Origin of the sequence: Enterococcus avium (assembly GCF_002891025.1) — a bacterium.
Taxonomy (GTDB): domain Bacteria; phylum Bacillota; class Bacilli; order Lactobacillales; family Enterococcaceae; genus Enterococcus_A; species Enterococcus_A avium.
The window spans coordinates 574032-592003 of record NZ_NBSL01000003.1 but is presented as its reverse complement, the minus strand read 5'-3'; the positions used below and the strand labels follow the sequence as shown (position 1 = coordinate 592003).

The following is a 17972-nucleotide window of genomic DNA, read 5'->3' as shown; positions in this document are numbered from 1 at the left end:
GACTAGGATTTTGCCTTCACAAACTTCTTATTAAGCGTCAAATAGACCGCCCCCATCACTAAACCTAAGATATTCGAAACACTCGCAAGGATAAAGGCCTGTTGGTAATTTCCAGTCTTTTCTAAAACAAGACGCATAACTGTCGGACCGAAGAAGCCAGCTAAAGCAAAACCAATAAACATAATCCCATAGTTAACGCTATTATTTTTAGCTCCAAACTGATCGGCCGTAAAGCCAGGGAAAATCCCCATAAAAGCACCGAAGCAAACGCCAATAATCGCGATTCCAAAATAGAAAGCAATAACAGATCTTCCGTCGAAAAAGAACAAAATGGCCAAGCCGAATACAGAACAAATACAGGAAAACATCAACGTGTAAATCCGTCCGATTTTATCCGATAAGGACCCTGCCAAAATTCTTCCTGACGAATTGAATAGAGCCAGAATCGATACAGCCGTACTAGCAGCTAATGCGTTCATACCTGCCATTCCTTGGGCAATTCCGGAAGCCTGAGAAATGATCATCATTCCTGGAAAAGCTCCGCATACTAATAAAAGAATCATCACGTAGAACGTTTTAGTCTGAAGCATTTCTCTCCAAGTCTTTTCAGAACTAGATGCTTCAACCACGACCTTTGTAGAAACCTTTGGCTCTTTTTCTGGTGTTGTCACAAAAAAAGTACAAAGAAGAATTAGAAAAATGAATACGAGACCTAAAATTTTGAATGACGTCGTTGCACTGGTTTTCTCCACTATTAAGGTAGCTAATGGCGAAATAATCACTGCGCTTAATCCGTATACGGCCGTAGCGATGCCGCCCACCAATCCTCTTTTATCTGGAAATAACTTTACAACCGTAGAAATCGTACAACCATAAGCCATTCCTAGACCCAGTCCACTAACTAATCCATAACTAACGATTAGAAAACCGACACTCGTAGCAAAACCAGATAAAAACATTCCCAATCCAAACATCGTTCCGCCGACAATCATCACTTTTTTAGGTCCGAAATGATCATTGAACCAGCCGCCAGTAATCATCGTGATTGGTCCGACAGAATTTGCCACCGTGTATACAAGTGCTAAGTCGGCCGAAGTAATCTCTGTTTGCAGCAAATTAGTCAAATACACCGACATCGAGGAAGCAAAAACACTCCATGAATAGATTGATCCTAAACACAAATTAATGATGCAGCAGGCAATCAGCGTAAATAGTCTTTTATTTTTCATCTGCCTACCCCCTAAATATCCAACGCGGCATGATAGCCTTGATAGACGGCAGTAGTGATAGTCGAGGCCCGAACAACATCCCCGATTTCTACAACATAAGGCGCTGCGTCATATAGCTTTTCTGCAACGGATCGATTTGCTCGTTGGCCGACAGCGACGATGACAGATTTCCCAGGAACATGGACAACGTTTCCGGTGGAATTCTCACAATAAACCCCATCTTCGGTTATCTCTAATCCTTTATGATTAGTCAAAATAGAAACATTTTTTTTCAGCTCCTGAAGCAGCAGCGGGCGATGCCGAACATTTGCGTCTGGTGCAACCGCATCTCGCATTTCGATCACCGATACTTTCTTCCCTTGACGAGCTAAATGAATCGCCATTTCACAGCCAGCTAATCCGCCGCCTAGAATCGCTACCTCATCGCCAATTTTTTCTGGAGCTAAATGATATTGATTGATAATCGTTACATGTTCCTTCTCAATTCCCTTAAGTTTAGGAATAATCGGCTGTGATCCCGCCGCAATGATTACCGCGTCAGGGTGTTCAGCTTCAACGGTTTCTTTACAGGCCGTCGTATTTAAACGAAGCTCCACGCCAGCATTTTTGGCTTGATGAGTAAAGGTTTGGCCTAGCTGATACATTTCATATTTGAAAGGAATCGCTTGTTCACAGTTTAAGATGCCACCAGTTGTACTGGATTTTTCCAACAAAACAACGTGGTGTCCTCTTTCAGCCGCCGTTGTTGCTGCCTTTAATCCGCCAGGTCCACCGCCGACAACCACTACTTTTTTCGGTTTAGCTGCTGGTTGAACATCAAAGCCTTCGCTTTCTCTTCCTATTAATGGATTTACTGTACATCTTCTCGTTGTGGTCGCCGCTCGTTCTGCCATACAAACGAAACAACGCAAGCAATGAACGATTTCCTCTTCTTGATTGGCCATGACTTTTCTTGGTAGATAAGGATCTGCTAATAACGCGCGGGCCATTTCAACAACATCGGCTTTGCCAGAACGTAAAATTTCTTCCATTTGCTCAGGGTCATTCAATCCGCCAATCGTTGCGACAGGCTTGTTGACATTTTTCTTGATTGCTTCAGCTAGGTGAACATTGGTGCCATGCTCTGTAAACATCGATGGATGCGTGATACCAAAGGTTCCTTGATAGGTTCCCGCAGAGACATGAATTAAGTCCACATACTCTTCAACGAGCTTAGCAATCTGAATTCCCTCTTCGATGCCATACCCTTTTTCGACAAATTCTGCTCCACTCATTCGAAATTCAATGGGAAAACCTGCACCAACTACTTGACGAACACTTTCCAATACTTCGATCGCAAAACGAGCGCGGTTAGCCAAGTTACCGCCATATTGGTCGGTTCGTTTGTTAAATAACGGCGATAAGAATTGATTAATCAACCAGCCATGTCCGCCATGCACCATGACCATTTCAAAACCTGCTCTTTTAGCTAAGCCCGCCGCATCACCATAAGCCTGAACGATTTCATCAATTACTTCTTGAGTCAGTTCCTTTACTTTTACTCCATCAGCTCGTACTGTTGCGGATACTCCCCATTGAGACAATGATTGCTTTTTGCTCTTATCTGCCAAATAGGTTCCAGCAAACTGACCCGAATGAGAAAGCTCCACACTGGCAATCGCTCCATGACGGCGGATAGCATCCGCGGCATACGTCGCACTGGACAGCGAATTTGGGACACTCAAGTCCAAGTGATAGGCATGGGAACCATCTGTTTCAGGATGAACCATGACCTCAGATACTGTAACTGCTCCTGCTCCGCCTTTTGCTCGCAATTCATAAAATGATTTTGATGCTGGACCAATACAGCAGTCTGCAGTAATATCAGTCCCACCCATTGGAGCTGAAAACATACGGTTACGAAACATGACATTACCGATTTGAATAGGTTTTGATAAATTTGGATACTTTCTTTTCATCCTCGCCACTCCTTTTGTTATATAAATCACAATTAGAGTGTAACAGACCCACATATCCCATCGGTACCAATCAAAATCACTAACCCTATACCAATTTATTTCTACGGTTAATATAGCTCTTAAATCGCTGTACATTTGGCGAATCCGTTTGATCACGATGAAAGATCGCGTAAATGTCCCAGTATAATGGTTCTTTTAGCGAGACTACCTTCAAATCCTTCATTTCAAACCCATCCAATGAAAAATCTAAAACAACCCCCAATCCTATCTTCATTCGACTCAAATTGACCAATAATGAAGTATCTTCAGTCTTTGCTACTAGCTCAATTTTAATGTTATTTTCTTCACATGAACGAGTAAATTCATGGTAAACGTGGTAATTCTCATTTAAGATAATCAACTTTTCCCCTTGCAGCTCGGCTAAGTCAATCGTATCTCGTTGATAAAATGGATGCCCTTGATACACCAGCAGTTTGACTTCCTTACGCTCAATAAAAAGTGAAGTAATTTCCTTGTCATCAACTTTCCCGATGACAATACCGACCTCTCCTTCTAGCTGTCGAATCTTGTGATTGACCTCCTGATTAGTCATCTCCTTCCAGCTAAACTCAACCTCTGGATAAGCACATTGAAAATCATGCAGAAAATCAAAAGATAGAGCCTTCAGAACACCTCTAGCCAGATAAATTTTTAAGTGATTTTGCTTTTCTTTTTCATTTTGAATCGCCGTGTGCAGCAAGGTGAAATAGTCAATTAATCGTTCACTGTAGCTGTACAGTATTTTAGCAGTCGCAGTTGGCTCAACTCCTTTACTGCTTCGAACAAATAATTGCGTATCAAGCTCATTTTCTAGACGGTTGATGATTCTTCCTACGCCTTGAGCCGTCATAAACTGCTGACTCGCCGTCTGGTTCATACTTTTTGTCTCGAATACTTTCATAACGCATTGAAGTTCTTGAACGTTCATTTGTTAAGCTCCTTCTTTATTTTTGTACCTACTAAAACCCCTTTTTCATATCCTATTCTATCGTTTATGAAGGATGGTTTCTATAGCTTTACATAGATGTGCAGTAATGAAGATTGTGTCTGCTTCTAAAAATATCGTAATAAATAGTATCCATATCCTCACCTATAATGGGATTTCTGTCAGACTTAAGCACAAAAATCACCCCTGACGATCTGCCTTGCTAATTTTTCTCGATTCAAAAAAGCTTAACCATCACAAAAGATGATTAAGCTTGATTTTACTTGAACATTCTTAATTTCTATTAAATAACAACTTACCTTTACGGTAAAACCTAATCAATCCTTATCCACCCATCTTGCCAAGCTTCAATCACAGGTTCAAGACGCGATCTGTTGCTTTTTAAAAAGCTTGCGTAAAATGTCATTTCGGCAATATCATCCTCGATTTTAATCGGCACGCGATCATTGACTAGCTCCTTATGCAGGCAGGGATCGAGTTTAGAAACATTCGTTGTAAAAAACGGAAAAACCGAATAATTCTTTATCTCCTCAAAATTTTCGTGATTGTCCTGGTAAAGAAATTTAGCATTGGGAATTTTTCCTTGAATAACATCAGTCCAAATACCGATGTCCCTTAATACTAAAAAAGTCAAATCACTCAGCTGCTCAAAGGTAACACTTCCTTGACTAGCTAGATCAGTAAATCCGCTTAAGTTTACCGTTAATCTTTCTTTTCCTAAATACACAGAGTCAATTCTCTTATCCTTAAGCGAATAATTGGTCACAACACAACTATACTGTTCCTTTAGCAACAGCTCAATCCAGTTCGGTCGTTCAGCTAGCTTTTCTTCCACACTTATGTTGGGAAGCTTTAATGAATCCAAAACGATTAATGGTCCCGGAGCAGCGGAACAAATCGTGAGCTCTCTTTGACTTTTGTCGAAACGCTGGATATCGGATACGTAGCTTCTATTTACTGAAAGAACATCCTCCGCTCTTTCTGCAGCGAATACCCCAGCTTTGGTCAACGTAATCCGATTAGCTCCACGATTAAAAAGCTGAACCTCTAGCTCAGTCTCCAATTTCTTCATCCCTCGAGTCAGGGCTGGTTGAGAAAGTCCCAGTTGATCAGCGGCCGCCGCGAGTGTTCCGTATTTTTTAAATGCCACAAGCTCCTCCAGCAAATAATTATCAATCATGATTCCCCTCCATACGTTTACCGTATACTAGCATAATTAATTATGAATTTCCAACGCTCACTTTATCTACTAAACTTTAGTTAATTAAGACAAAGGAGTGTATCTACAATGAATAATCCTTCATTTAAACTAAACGACAATAACTCAATTCCAGCCATCGGATTTGGTGTGTTTCAAATTCCAAACGATGGGTCAACCTATGCGGCCGTTTTGAAGGCCTTGGAAATTGGCTACCGCCACATTGATACCGCAGTCGCCTACTTTAATGAAACAGAAGTCGGCAAGGCCATTCAAGACAGCGGCATCTCTCGTGATGACATTTGGATCACTTCAAAAATGTGGCTGCAAGATTATGCTTACGAAGATGCAAAAAAGGCCATTGATCTTTCGCTAAAAAAACTACAAACAGGCTATATTGATCTCTATCTGATCCATCAACCCTATGGAAAAGTCGATGAAGCCTGGAAAGCAATGGAAGAAGCAAAATCAGTAGGAAAAATACGTTCGATCGGCGTTTCCAATATGACGCCAAAAATTTGGCGAAAATGGGAAAATAGCTTCACAACTATGCCTGCTGTCAATCAAGTAGAGTTCAACCCCTATTTCCAGCAAAAGGAACTGCGAAAAATAATGGCTGAAAACAACGTGACGCTTGAAGCTTGGGCACCACTAGGACAAGGAAATCAGGAACTGCTGAATGAACCGATTTTGAAAAATCTAGCAAAGAAATACGCTAAAAATGTTGGTCAAATCATTCTGCGCTTTGAATATCAGGAAGGAATCATTGTTTTTCCAAAAACAGTCCACTCCGAACGGATGATTTCTAACTTAAACATTTTCGACTTTGCACTTACGAGTGATGAAATGGATAGTATTCGCCTGCTAGATAAGAACAAAGGCATGCACGATCCAGATGCATCTGGTACGAAAGAAATGTTGCTGAATGCTTTTGATGTTCATGCAGACGATAAATAAGAAAGAAGCTGAACTGATTATGACAACCATTCCTATGCTAAAAATGAACGATGGACATACAATTCCTCAATTAGGCTTTGGTGTTTTTCAAATAACTGATCATGCAGAAGCAGTCACAGCTATCGAAAGTGCTCTGTTTAATGGTTATCGATTAATTGACACTGCCGAGGCTTATAATAATCAAAAAGCCGTGGGTGAAGCCCTTAAAAATAGTAAAATTCCACGGGATGACGTCTTTCTCACCACAAAGCTTTGGGTTTCTAACTACAGGTACGAGGAAGCAAAAAAAGCGATTGATCATGATTTAAAAGAATTAGGAACCGATTATATTGATTTATTTCTTTTGCATCAAGCCTATGGCGATATTGCTGGTGCCTGGCGAGCTATGGAAGAAGCGCAAAAAGAAGGAAAAATTAAATCCTTAGGCGTATCCAACTTTTGGCCAGATCAACTTAAAAATCTTGAATTAATGAGCAATGTTAAACCAGCAATTAACCAGATTGAAATCAATCCTTGGTACCAACGAGATTCAGAAGTTAAATGGTACCAGCGAAACGATATTTTACTCGAAGCCTGGGCGCCCTTCGCAGAGGGAAAAGGTGAAATCTTCAGCAATCCCTTAATTGCCGAGATCGGACAAAAGCATCATAAATCTGTAGGCCAGATTGTTCTGCGGTGGCTGATCCAACGAGGCATTATCGTCATTCCAAAATCAGTGCATTCTGAGCGTCAAAAAGAAAACCTGGCGATATTCGATTTTGAATTAACTGCCGCGGATATGGAGCTAATCGGTTCTTTGGACAAGAATGCCAGCCAATTTTTTGACCATCACGATCCAGACACGATTGAACAGATTTTTGGAGCAAGTCTAAAAAAGTTGCGCAACTAATTGTCACTATGAGATAGAAGGCTGAGACTAGGTAGTCCACTACACAGCGACTGACTGATGCTTCCTCAAAATTCATATTTTAATAAAAGGACTGAGATTCCGTAGTTTTTCAGCATAACTACGTGGATTTCAGTCCTTTTGTTTAGTACTACTTGCTTATCGCTGATAGCTCTAACAATTATATTAGTGTCACCAAAGACACTGCAATAATTTTTAACTTTTAATCATTTGCGACACCCAGTGCTCGATTGCCTTTGGATTAGAATTTGTTAGTTCTCTTCCTTGAACCCATTTTGCCTGTTCATTGGTAGCTTCTTTCAGAGCTTGATCACTAGATCCAAATCCGCTGCCGCCTGACGTACAAAAGGGAATGATTGTTTTCCCCTTCCAATCATACTGCCGGAAAAAAGCTTCTACGATTTTAGGAGCCTTACCCCACCAGATTGGATAACCAACAAAGATCACTTCATAATTGGCTAGATCAAGTGCATTTTCAGCAAGTTCTAGCTTATTCGAGGAACCCGTCATCTCCAGACTGCTGCGACTATTGGGGTTGTTCCAATCTAGATCAGCACTAGTGTACTGTTGCTTCGGTTCAATCTCAAGGATATCCGCACCAAGAATTCCAGCCAGCTGAGTGGCTGTCCGTCGCGTTGTTCCACTTGCCGAAAAGAAGGCAACTAACTGTTTTTGTGTCATTTTTTTCGCTCCTTTAGTTAAGTTTTTATTCCAATTACAATTTACCGCCAAATACTGGGAAAAAGCTATGTTCTCCGTAATCATCAATTTTTTCAATGGCCTTCAGCGTTTCCATGTCTGCATCGCTGATTTCAAAATCCAACTCTGCATTGTTTTTCATATGATCCGGATTGCTTGTTTTCGGAATCACGACAATTCCTAGTTGCAAAGCGTATTTCAGGCTAAGCTGTGCCACGCTGACATCGTACTTCGTCGCAATAGCTTTCACGTCCTTTCGGTTTAAAATCGCCCCATGACCGATTGGCGAATAGGCTTCAACTTTAATTTCCTTCGACTGACAAAACTCGATCAGTTCTAGCGGTGTATTTCCAATATGACACAACACTTGATTTACCATTGGCTTGATCTCTGTATTTTCCAATAGGTTCTCTAAATCTTCTCTTAAAAAGTTAGAAACACCAATTGCTCTTACTTTTCCCGCTTTATAAGCAGCTTCCAACGCTTTCCATGCTTGGATATTTCCTTCAAAGTAGCGATCATCTGACTGATTCACTTCCTTCCATGGTTGCGGGCTGTGAATAATCATTAGATCGAAATAATCCAAACCGGTTTTACGAAGAGATTCATCAATGGAGGCAGCTGCACCTTCGTAAGTCTTTTCCTCAGCCGCAACCTTGGTTGTAATAAAAAGCTCCTGACGGTCGACTCCACTTTTTCTAACCCCTTCACCAACTCCCTTTTCATTCCCATAGGCTTGCGCAGTATCTATGTGGCGATAACCTAATGAAATTGCATCAATCACTGCTTGCTCTGTCTGCTCATCATTCAGTAACCATGTTCCCAAACCCAAAGCTGGGATTTTTACCCCGTTGTTTAGTTCAAAATTATTTGTGTAAGTCATCTAAAATCCCTCCAAAATTGATTGTCATTTTCTTTGTTCAATCTCATCATAACCCTAAAGCCAACTTTAGGTTCAAGCCCTAAGGAGAAAAAAATGTTTCGAAGACAATAGAAAAATTCCATAAGTCGCAAGATAAAGCTGCCTCATACTCCTTCAAAAGCTTAACTAGACGCGCTTATAACTTTTAAAAGTTTTTTATTAGCACCTTCAAAAAAGCATTCTATTCTACATTAGATCAGACTTTAAAAAAACTATACAACAAAGGGAGCTATCACTTAAGAAAGCTCCCTTTGTTTTCTTCTATTCATAAAACCCTTATTGAAATCCCCTACTAAAAAGACTCCTCAGAAAAATTTTCTTGTCCTTTTCGTTTTACTATTTTTTTCTGCAGCTCTGCATCATAATTCCGTGCCTGAGGAATCAAAATATTTATCAAGCCGCAAACCAAGGTGCCAATCCCAGCAATCATAAACATTTTTTCAACTCCGATATTATCTGCGATAGGTCCGGCGAAAATCAATCCCACAGGACCTGTGATACTCATCAACGAGTTAATTACTCCCAACACTCTGCCTAAATATTTAGGTTCGTAGCTTTGTTGAATCATTGCCATCAATAAGGTATTAAAATAAGGTGTCGCAAAGCCTGCAATAGCATTTAGAACCACAAACACCATAAATCCTTTTTGTGTCCCTGGCAATAATCCACTTAAACCGATGGTTACCCCAATAACCAAATAAGAAAAAAGAATCGGCCGCATACGATTTTTCCATTTACCAAACAGGCCAATCACTGCGCCGCCAGCCAACATCCCAGTCGCGTAAATCACTTCAATCAATCCTGCTTGCCCCACCGTTCCCTTAAAATATTCCATCGTCATTAAAGGATATAAACTAGCTGCAGGCATAAAGATCAGCATGAACACCGAGCCGATAAGCGTAATATACCAAAGGCCCTTATTTTCAAGCAGCTTCTTCAACCCAAACTTTGAATCAGCTAAAATATGAATGCTTTCCCCTTCGGACACAACATGAGGAATCGTTACAAAAAGCAGTAGCCCAACGCCGAGAATAGCACCAAGTACGTCAAACAGAATCAGCCAATTCATCGGGATAATCGAGAAAAGGAAAGCACCCAATGCTGGGGCAATAATATAGTTCGCCGATTGGACCATTCCAAGCTGCCCGTTGACTTTAGTCAATTCCTCTTCTGGTACCATCGTAGGCAGTATCGATTGAATGATCGGCATTTGAAACGTTTGAGCGACAGCCCGAACAAATAACGATGCAAAAACCAGCCATAATGGAAACTCAGGTGAAATCGTCCCCGTAATCGAAAGAATCAGTGCAAAGAGCGCGACAACAATATCAGTAATAATTAATAGAAATTTTTTATTGCGTCGATCCACAACAGGGCCTACAAACGGACTCAACACAACCATTGGTATCATCCCTAACAATGTAGCAAAGCTTAAAACCGTTGCAGAACCCGTTATCTTAGTCAAATACCAAATGATGGAATACTGAACAATCATACTGGTTATTCCCGACAAAAACTGACCAGCTAGAAAAAAATACAAGTTCCTCCGCCACTTATCCGGCAGTGATGAATCTATTTTTTTATTCATCTATCAAACACTCCTATTAGATAAAAACAAGGAAACAATCAACAATTCTCTACTTCTAAAATCAAAGTAATGGAATATCGCTGTTCTATTGAAGAATGCCAAAACAGCTCTATCTTATGGATTATCCTTGATGATAGCTTAATATAGTAGGCGGCACAAGTAGCGAGACTGCTCTTTTTGTGACTGATTAAACGAATGTGTTTATTCAATTGTCTACCGTTAGTAAATCACGTTGAGTCAAAACTTCTCTTGCCATCAATGAGAAGCCGATTTTTCTCAACCATTATCATAAAAACACCTAGTCTGTCACTAAAGACAAACTAGGTGTTTTTTAGCATCACTAACTATTAGCTAATCTTTTCTCACTAACTGCAGCAGACCTAAGCTTACGATGAACACACCGCAAATGATCACCAGCCACTGAATTTTTACAGCATCCGCAAGCGGACCAAAGATTGCGGTGCCAAGCGGCATAAAACCACTATACATGGCACCTAAAAGCCCAAAAATTCGTCCCTGCTTATCTTCAGGCACATGCTCTTGAAGCATAGTCGTGGTTGAAGATTGAACGACTGGAATAAAAAAACTCATGAAAAACATACAAGCGGCAAAGAGCCAAAATTGATAGGTAAATCCAAGTATTAATGAGAGCAGGCCAAAGCCGAGTAGCCCATAGATAAACGTCCGCATCCTATCCTTAAAACCGCCCCAAGTCCCAAGCAAAATACCTCCCAATACCATTCCTGCAAAACCGGCCATCTCATTGACTGTCAGATATACATAGCTATCCCCAAAGGTTCGCTCGATCATCAGTACCGTTAAAAAACTAGATGGTACACTCAAAAAGATAAATGCGCCATAGGTCAGCAGCAGCCGTTTTACCTTTTGTTCTTTCACAGCGTAGGAAATACCTGCTTTCATATCGACAAGAAAAGAAGTAGCGTGCATCCGTGTCTCACGTTTTTGATTCGCGATGGTGATAAAGCAAAGAATGGTAATGCCAATAATTGCTGTTGCTACATCCAGCAAAAGAATCCAATGAAAGGACCCAATCGCTAGAATTGCTCCTGCTACCGCTGGAGAAGCAAATTGGACGATAGCCATCATACTTCCGTTGATACCGTTATAGCGTAGCAACTGCTCTTCTGGTACAATTTGCGGAATGACTGCACTCACGGCTGGCGACTGAATGCCAGAGCCAAATGATCTCAGAGCGGATATTATCAGCAGCAACGACAGGATATTTGCTATTTTGCCAACAATCAGAATAACAGCTAATAGCAAGGTCACTAAGGCAATGCCTAGATCCGCAAGTATAATTAGTCGTTTTCTCGGATAACGATCCGCCCACACCCCGCCAAAAAAGGAAATGATTGTTTGCGGAATCGTCGAGCTCAAGGTCAGTAACGTCACCCATAAGCCAGATGAGGTCTCCAATGCCACCTGCCAGATAATCGCCATCTGAACGATGGATGAGCCAAACAGCGTGATGGCTTGGCTGATAATAAATAATATCGTTTTTCGACGCCAAGTCTGTGGTTGCTCCTGTGCATTGTTTGTTTCCATATTATCCCCTCACTTTCTTGTCACCAGAAAAGTTTACTAAGAAAAAAGCAAGTGGTGACTTAGTGGAGGGTTAATTTTTCTTTTATTAAATATTGCTTTAGAAGCAGCCGTTTTCTTTAAGTCAGATCGTGTGAAGTGCTTAAGTCTTTAGTTCATTTTTTTGCAATCATTCAGCAGAGCCATGCCGATTTTCTTTAAATCAACTAATCCATAGTTCGTCATGATGGTGACGGCTAATGTATTTTTCCGATCAAGTATCAAAATACAGCTGAAACCTCCTGCGTTTCCATCATGCCAGTGAATATTCTGACTGTCCTTATCAATTCTCCAGCCCAGCCCCATATCCCATTGCTTATTCCCATTCGTGTATTTATTGTGGCACAGGTCTAGATAGCTTGGTGTATTCATTAAATGGGCCTGACTAAATTTTAAAAGATCGCTTGCCGTTGAGACTAATGATCCTGCCGATGAGACGATATCCGTTTTATCCCATTCCCAGCTTTTTGTCTTTTGCTGCTTACGGTCATGTCCAAACATTTCAGCAGAACTACTTGAATTTGTTTCCTTCAAACCAAGATCCTTTTTAATAAAGTCATCCATCGCTTCATACGCTGTTTTTTGCGTTTGCTGCCCAAGAATATATCCAAGAACACCAAATGCAAAATTATTATAAGCAAACTTATACGTTTTTGGTTCTATCGGTGTTGTCCGCAGCACCTCAAACATTTTTGTACTATCCAAAGTTCCGTGATAAGGATTTGTATGCAAAAAAACATCCTGCTGATTCATCGTCAGCATCATTTTCACCGTTTGGAACTTCGTATAGGGAATCTCTGTTGGATAGCCCGAAGAATGTGTTGCCAATTGCTGGATTGTAGGATAAAAACGCTCTGGCAATCCTAAAATATAATGATTCAACGGCGCATCCAAAACAATTTTATTTCCAAAAACATACTTAGCTAGTAAAGAAGTCGTGAAAAGCTTAGTAATTGAGCCAATATCATAGGACAAATTATGCGGAATAGACTCATTTTCAGCATTCCAAGCATCAAAAACCGCCTCACCTTGTTTTAGCATGCCAACAGTGATGTTGATTCCTTTATGTTTATTCGTGAGTTCCTGTAATAACTGTCGGGTTTCTGATGAATAATAGTTTTCCATGACGAATCAACCTTCTTTCTACTCTAATATAGTTTAAAATTCTAAGAAGTAACGATCGAGATTTTTCAAAATAATTAAAGAAAAATCTGAGTAACTTCCGCAAATAATTGTATTCGCTTTCAACTTTAGTATACCGTATCCAACTCATTCTTCGTAATCACTTGTAAAAATCTTCCCTTAGCTTTTGCTGAAAAACATCGGAATTCTATTATTCTTTCTATATAAAAAGCTCAGCCATCACTTTTGATGATTGAGCTCAAAAATATTAATCGTAGTATCACTCATTTTGAAATCTTCCCGCAGCTACTCCGATTCTGCCTTCCACTTTTTCAGTGTCTCAATATCTATGCCGCTTATCTCTGAGATTTCCTTCAATGAGAGAGAGGTTTGCATTAAGTTTAGAAGCAGCACTCGTTTTTCTTCCAGATTTCTTTTTTGTTCTTCTTGTCTCCCATTTTCCATGCCTATCTTCAGACCTTTTGCCATGCCTTCATCTCGAGCGTACTCCAACTCTGCCTCTGCTATTGCTCGGGCTTTATCGATTTTCATGATCATTTCCTTTTCCTCCTCTTCCAATGTTAAGAAGTCTGTCTTCTTTTTCGCTTCTTTGATATAGTCAGGGGCGTCAGTCTTCACTTCTCCTGTCTTGAAATAGTAATGCCAGTGATACGCTGCATGTTGCGTATTAAGTACGTCGTTCTTCAAACTAAGAAAACCAAGTACCAACAGCTCTTTTCCCTCTTTATTTAGAAAAAGGCGATTGGTTTCGGGATTCATTAAACGGAACAATTGCAGGCACTTTCTGTGTCATCAAACAAATGAAAGTCTACAATATTGATACCATACGCTGGGCGCAGACTCGAAAAATTGCTTTTCTTCACCTCATTTTTAGCGAGGTTGCCAAAAGGCGAGCGGTAAGCTTCCCCGAGATAAAAGAGGCTTCTTTCGCGAAAATATTTTTGCGCCTGAACTTGACACTCAATCGTGGTATAGCTCCCATCTTCAGCGATTGCCAGAATATCAACTTCGGTAAGCTTTACCTCCATCTTTTCCCGTTCCTCATAGGATTTCTTGTAGCTGTAAATGTGATAGTTCTGCTTTGGCATCAGTCTCTCGAATTCTAAGCCTAATAAATCTTTGACGAACGCTTTTAGAATATGCTGGGAATCCTCCGAAGTTAGTAATTTTTTGAATAATAGATCGTTGGTTGGTAAATACACTTGCATCTCTTTTCCTGCCTTTCAGACAGCAGGTTTTCTCGCCTACATTATAACATGGCAAAACAACCGCTATCAAAGTCCTTTACTCTAAAATACGCAGAAAAATGAAAAGTATTTGGATCGATTAATGATCGCCTTTTCAGCAAAACTCTTCTTTATAAGCCCAACAGAAAACGATTTCAAATCGCAATTTGACACTTCTAAATATTTCAAAATGCAAAAAAAGAAACACTCCCAAAGATTCGAAAGTGTTTCCATGGCAAGCTATCAAATATTACTCAGACACAACCACCATTGATTTAATTGTTTTACGCTCCTGCATATCTTGATAGGCTTGGTTAATATCATCTAGATTATAGGTTTCAGTAAAGACACGACCCGGATTAATGTCACCGTCTAGAACTGCCTTAAGAAGAAATTGTTTGTCATAGGTTGTGACCGAGGCAGAGCCGCCGGCAACAGAAATATTTTGAGCGAAGGTTGAACCTAATGGCCGATTATTATAATGAGGAACACCAACATAGCCAATGCGACCACCATTATGCAGAACACCTAGAGCTTGTTCAATCGCGGCTTCTGTTCCTACACACTCAAGGGCAGCATCTGCGCCACCGCCTAGAAGCTCGCGAACTTTGGCAATCCCTTCTTCTCCACGCTCAGCTACTACAGCAGTTGCGCCTGACTGAAGCGCCATCTTCTGACGATCTTCGTGTCGGCTCATAAGCACGATTTGAGAAGCCCCGCGCATTTTAGCGGCGATGACCGCACACTGACCGACAGCGCCATCACCGATTACCACCACTTTATCACCTTTTTCGACATGGGCGCAGCGTGCCGCATGGTAGCCTGTTGGCATCACGTCTGCTAGAGTCAAAAGCGACTTAATCATGCCTTCTGTATAATCTGATGGTTGTCCTGGAATCTTTACCAATGCCCAATTGCCGTAATGGAAGCGAATATATTCTGACTGGAAGCCATTAGACCAATTGGTGGCACCTTGATAACGATCACAAGTCCCGTCAAAGCCCGCACGACAAGCATCACATTCACCACAGCCGTGTGTAAACGGCACGATCACAAAATCCCCCGGCTTAACCGTTGTGATCGCAGAACCGATTTCTTCGACGATCCCTAGAGCTTCGTGCCCATCATTAACAGAATGGGCTTCTTTATTATCCCCATGAGCATAAGACCAAAGATCAGAACCACAGACACAAGCTCGAACAACTTTGATGATTACATCGTCATCGGCTTGCAGACTTGGTTTAGCCACTTCCTCTACTGTTACTAATCTCGCTTTTTCAAAAATTGCAGATTTCATAAATAAATACCAGGAACGACCGAAAAACTTTTCGGCGTTCTTTCCTTTCCTAATAGTCTTTTTTTGATTTCAATTTTATTCATTGACTTACCTTTAGCGACTTACAAAACTGGAAGAGCGATTATCTAGTTCAGCTGTTGTCTGCCGCTCAAAGTTGGAGGTGTTTTTAAAGCTTCCAAGGCGTCTTTCCTCTACCCCTTTCAATTATCCTGTCATCTTGCCATCAATTCTACCGTCAATGGAAGTCATCATGTGGCAAACAATAAATGGATTCTTCATCTGATTTTTCCCTTCATTTTTGATCTCTTTATTATTCATGAAAACAGTTGCGGACATTCCATTACGAAGGCCCTGAAATCATAATAAACCTAAAGTCAACTTTAGGAGCAAGAGAAAAGCAGAAAAATTTTTAAACTTTCTGTTCAATGACCTCACCTAGTAAAATAGAAAAGCTCTTTGAAAAATCATTTTTTTGGATCATGCAACTAATTAAAAAGAATGGGTCTTTTATTTCCTTAAATCCTTTGGTAATAAACCTACCTTACAAAATTGTTCGTTTAGGATCAGACCTTAGTCTGGTTCTTTATTGTCATCTTTTTTGTACTCTTTTGTAGAAAGGGCGGATTCGTTTGAAACGACTAAGTGGTTTTTTATTTATAATAGCATTGTTGCTGGGTGGTTATTATCTTTGGTATCACCAAAACTATTCAACGCAAGAGTATTACACAAAAATTACAACAAATGGCGAAAGAATTAACGTAGCTATTAAGAATGGCAAAGAGACTTATCCTCATTATCGCTATCACTTAAATGCCTATAACCAAAAGAACGAGAAGAAAGAAGTTGAGTTTAATTCAGTGGATAGCGTACCATTAAAAAAAAATGCGTATCTTGTTCTTCATATAAACAAAAAAAAAGGCGTTATCGGATGGGAAGAAGTAAAAGCTAGTAAGGTCCCTTCTATTATCATAAATACCTTAAATCATGAAGCTTCGCAGCAATGATTCTCTGTCTTTTTAGAAAACTTGACATTGCTTCGTATTACATGAAAAAGAACCCAATACGTTGAAATTGCACAGACAATTTCGAGTATTGGGTTCTTTTTTATTGAAGAAAAGTACAAACTTAGCTGTTAAATGAAGGTTTTCAAGCTCTTCTTCGATTTTAAAGTTATGGTAATTTTACGATATTAGTACGACAAAATAGAAATAAGAGTGAACATGACCCCGATCACACTGCAATATAGACCGATTTTCTTTTGATTTTCCACAATTTTTTCAGCCATCTCTCGCGGAGTTAGTACGACCTGCAGCTGATTATCAGGATTTTCCTCCAAATAATGATACCAAAAATCAAATTGCTGATCGATGGTTGGGCTGCAAATAACTACTAACGAAAGAGAATAATAACTGACTGCTAACAGTAGAATAGGAATAAACAAAGAGCCAGACGTTATCAATGCATAGATTGCCCCCGTGACTGCCCCAATGATACCAATGATGAATCCCAAAATAGCAAGCAGGATTACACCCTTTTTAGGATTATGCATATGGATACGCTGATAAGCCTCTAAACTGGATTGACGATATTTCAAATCCGCCTCTGATAAATCTGGATATTTCTCTTTCACAAGCTGCTTTTTGTCAATTTTAAACTGTTTGTTTTCCCTTTTTATTTTCAAGCCTTTTATGATAAAAAGAATTATAATAATAACACAAATGACGATAAGGAAAATGCGAATATTGCTCATACCTATACCTCAACAATTTGAATGGTTTCTATTATAATAACAAATTAAACACACAGTGAGAATAAAAAAATAATTTTAACTTGTTTATGGGATAATCAAGCGTGATGAAACACCATTGGATTGTGAGGCTTTCTTCAATCTATAACTAAATAGAACAACATTGTTTAGCTTTCTTTGGCTAAGTCTCCATTCCCAACTCTCTATAAACAGTCTGTCTAAACAAAAAGATCACTCGAAAATGAGTGATCTGCCCTTTTTATGATACACATCTGTTCAATACTGCTTCTCCTGCATCAGACAAGAAAAAGAATCTAAACGGATTTCTTAGTGAGCCGTTACCTTCGAAAATACTGCCTTGGATAAATCCGCTTTCCTTCAAGATTTCGATACTTTCTTCAAACTCTGCTTTAGATGCTTTAAAAAATTGATGTGTTAAATTGTTGAAATTCTTTTTAGCAATTTCGTTTAAAATATCATACTCTAGTTCATTTATTCTCATCGTACTCTTCCC

General features: G+C 39.9%; 17 protein-coding genes. 3 read left to right on the top strand and 14 right to left on the bottom strand.

The features are described 5' to 3' along the window. Nucleotides 1–2 precede the first annotated feature (2 nt). The 4 genes from AUF14_RS18490 to AUF14_RS18475 all read right to left on the bottom strand — a co-directional run bounded on the left by AUF14_RS18490 (nt 3) and on the right by AUF14_RS18475 (nt 5352). On the bottom strand, nt 3–1229 hold the full coding sequence (locus tag AUF14_RS18490) for an L-lactate MFS transporter (protein WP_102866437.1): 1227 nt from the start codon (nt 1227–1229) through the stop codon (nt 3–5). A gap of 11 nt (nt 1230–1240) precedes the next feature. After that, nucleotides 1241–3187, bottom strand: a complete 1947-nt coding sequence (locus tag AUF14_RS18485) for an oxidoreductase (RefSeq protein ID WP_102866436.1) — start codon at nt 3185–3187, stop codon at nt 1241–1243. An 85-nt stretch (nt 3188–3272) separates the two neighbouring features. Beyond that, a complete protein-coding gene (locus AUF14_RS18480; protein ID WP_102866435.1) occupies nt 3273–4154 on the bottom strand; it encodes a LysR family transcriptional regulator in 882 nt (293 codons plus the stop codon). A gap of 331 nt (nt 4155–4485) precedes the next feature. After that, nucleotides 4486–5352 carry a LysR family transcriptional regulator gene (locus AUF14_RS18475; RefSeq protein ID WP_102866434.1) on the bottom strand — a complete coding sequence of 289 codons (867 nt, stop codon included), beginning with the start codon at nt 5350–5352 and terminating at the stop codon, nt 4486–4488. A 108-nt stretch (nt 5353–5460) separates the two neighbouring features. On the opposite strand from AUF14_RS18475, the gene AUF14_RS18470 reads away from it, so the two are divergent. Continuing rightward, entirely contained in the window at nt 5461–6327 is an 867-nt protein-coding gene (locus tag AUF14_RS18470) for an aldo/keto reductase (protein WP_070504166.1), read from the top strand. A 19-nt stretch (nt 6328–6346) separates the two neighbouring features. Further along, a complete protein-coding gene (locus AUF14_RS18465) occupies nt 6347–7216 on the top strand; it encodes an aldo/keto reductase (protein ID WP_070557995.1) in 870 nt (289 codons plus the stop codon). Between the two features lie 213 nt (nt 7217–7429). Here AUF14_RS18465 and AUF14_RS18460 read toward each other — a convergent pair whose 3' ends face one another. The 8 genes from AUF14_RS18460 to AUF14_RS18430 all read right to left on the bottom strand — a co-directional run bounded on the left by AUF14_RS18460 (nt 7430) and on the right by AUF14_RS18430 (nt 15711). After that, on the bottom strand, nt 7430–7915 hold the full coding sequence (locus AUF14_RS18460) for a flavodoxin (RefSeq protein ID WP_102866433.1): 486 nt from the start codon (nt 7913–7915) through the stop codon (nt 7430–7432). 34 nt (nt 7916–7949) lie between these two features. Next, nucleotides 7950–8816, bottom strand: a complete 867-nt coding sequence (locus AUF14_RS18455; RefSeq protein WP_102866432.1) for an aldo/keto reductase — start codon at nt 8814–8816, stop codon at nt 7950–7952. 331 nt (nt 8817–9147) lie between these two features. Then, on the bottom strand, nt 9148–10443 hold the full coding sequence (locus AUF14_RS18450; protein WP_102866431.1) for an MFS transporter: 1296 nt from the start codon (nt 10441–10443) through the stop codon (nt 9148–9150). Between the two features lie 351 nt (nt 10444–10794). Next, nucleotides 10795–12009: an MFS transporter gene (locus AUF14_RS18445; protein WP_016178699.1), complete on the bottom strand. Its 1215-nt coding sequence runs from the start codon at nt 12007–12009 to the stop codon at nt 10795–10797. A 147-nt stretch (nt 12010–12156) separates the two neighbouring features. Next, complete coding sequence (locus AUF14_RS18440; protein ID WP_016178700.1) at nt 12157–13170, bottom strand: serine hydrolase domain-containing protein; 1014 nt, start codon at nt 13168–13170, stop codon at nt 12157–12159. A gap of 303 nt (nt 13171–13473) precedes the next feature. Next, complete coding sequence (locus AUF14_RS22940) at nt 13474–13959, bottom strand: RpnC/YadD family protein (protein WP_227656388.1); 486 nt, start codon at nt 13957–13959, stop codon at nt 13474–13476. Then, entirely contained in the window at nt 13947–14396 is a 450-nt protein-coding gene (locus tag AUF14_RS22935) for an Rpn family recombination-promoting nuclease/putative transposase (RefSeq protein ID WP_016178702.1), read from the bottom strand. Before AUF14_RS22935 ends, AUF14_RS22940 begins: the two co-directional genes overlap by 13 nt. 268 nt (nt 14397–14664) lie before the next feature. Further along, the gene (locus tag AUF14_RS18430; RefSeq protein WP_102866430.1) at nt 14665–15711 is read right to left on the bottom strand and encodes a zinc-binding dehydrogenase; all 1047 of its coding nucleotides are present in this window, start codon (nt 15709–15711) and stop codon (nt 14665–14667) included. 629 nt (nt 15712–16340) lie between these two features. On the opposite strand from AUF14_RS18430, the gene AUF14_RS18425 reads away from it, so the two are divergent. Further along, nucleotides 16341–16715 carry a YxeA family protein gene (locus AUF14_RS18425; RefSeq protein WP_016178704.1) on the top strand — a complete coding sequence of 125 codons (375 nt, stop codon included), beginning with the start codon at nt 16341–16343 and terminating at the stop codon, nt 16713–16715. A gap of 185 nt (nt 16716–16900) precedes the next feature. Here AUF14_RS18425 and AUF14_RS18420 read toward each other — a convergent pair whose 3' ends face one another. Together AUF14_RS18420 and AUF14_RS18415 are read right to left on the bottom strand one after the other, a co-directional pair. After that, nucleotides 16901–17341: a hypothetical protein gene (locus AUF14_RS18420; RefSeq protein ID WP_227656387.1), complete on the bottom strand. Its 441-nt coding sequence runs from the start codon at nt 17339–17341 to the stop codon at nt 16901–16903. A gap of 376 nt (nt 17342–17717) precedes the next feature. Beyond that, nucleotides 17718–17960 carry a hypothetical protein gene (locus AUF14_RS18415; RefSeq protein ID WP_016178706.1) on the bottom strand — a complete coding sequence of 81 codons (243 nt, stop codon included), beginning with the start codon at nt 17958–17960 and terminating at the stop codon, nt 17718–17720. Nucleotides 17961–17972: the final 12 nt, after the last annotated feature.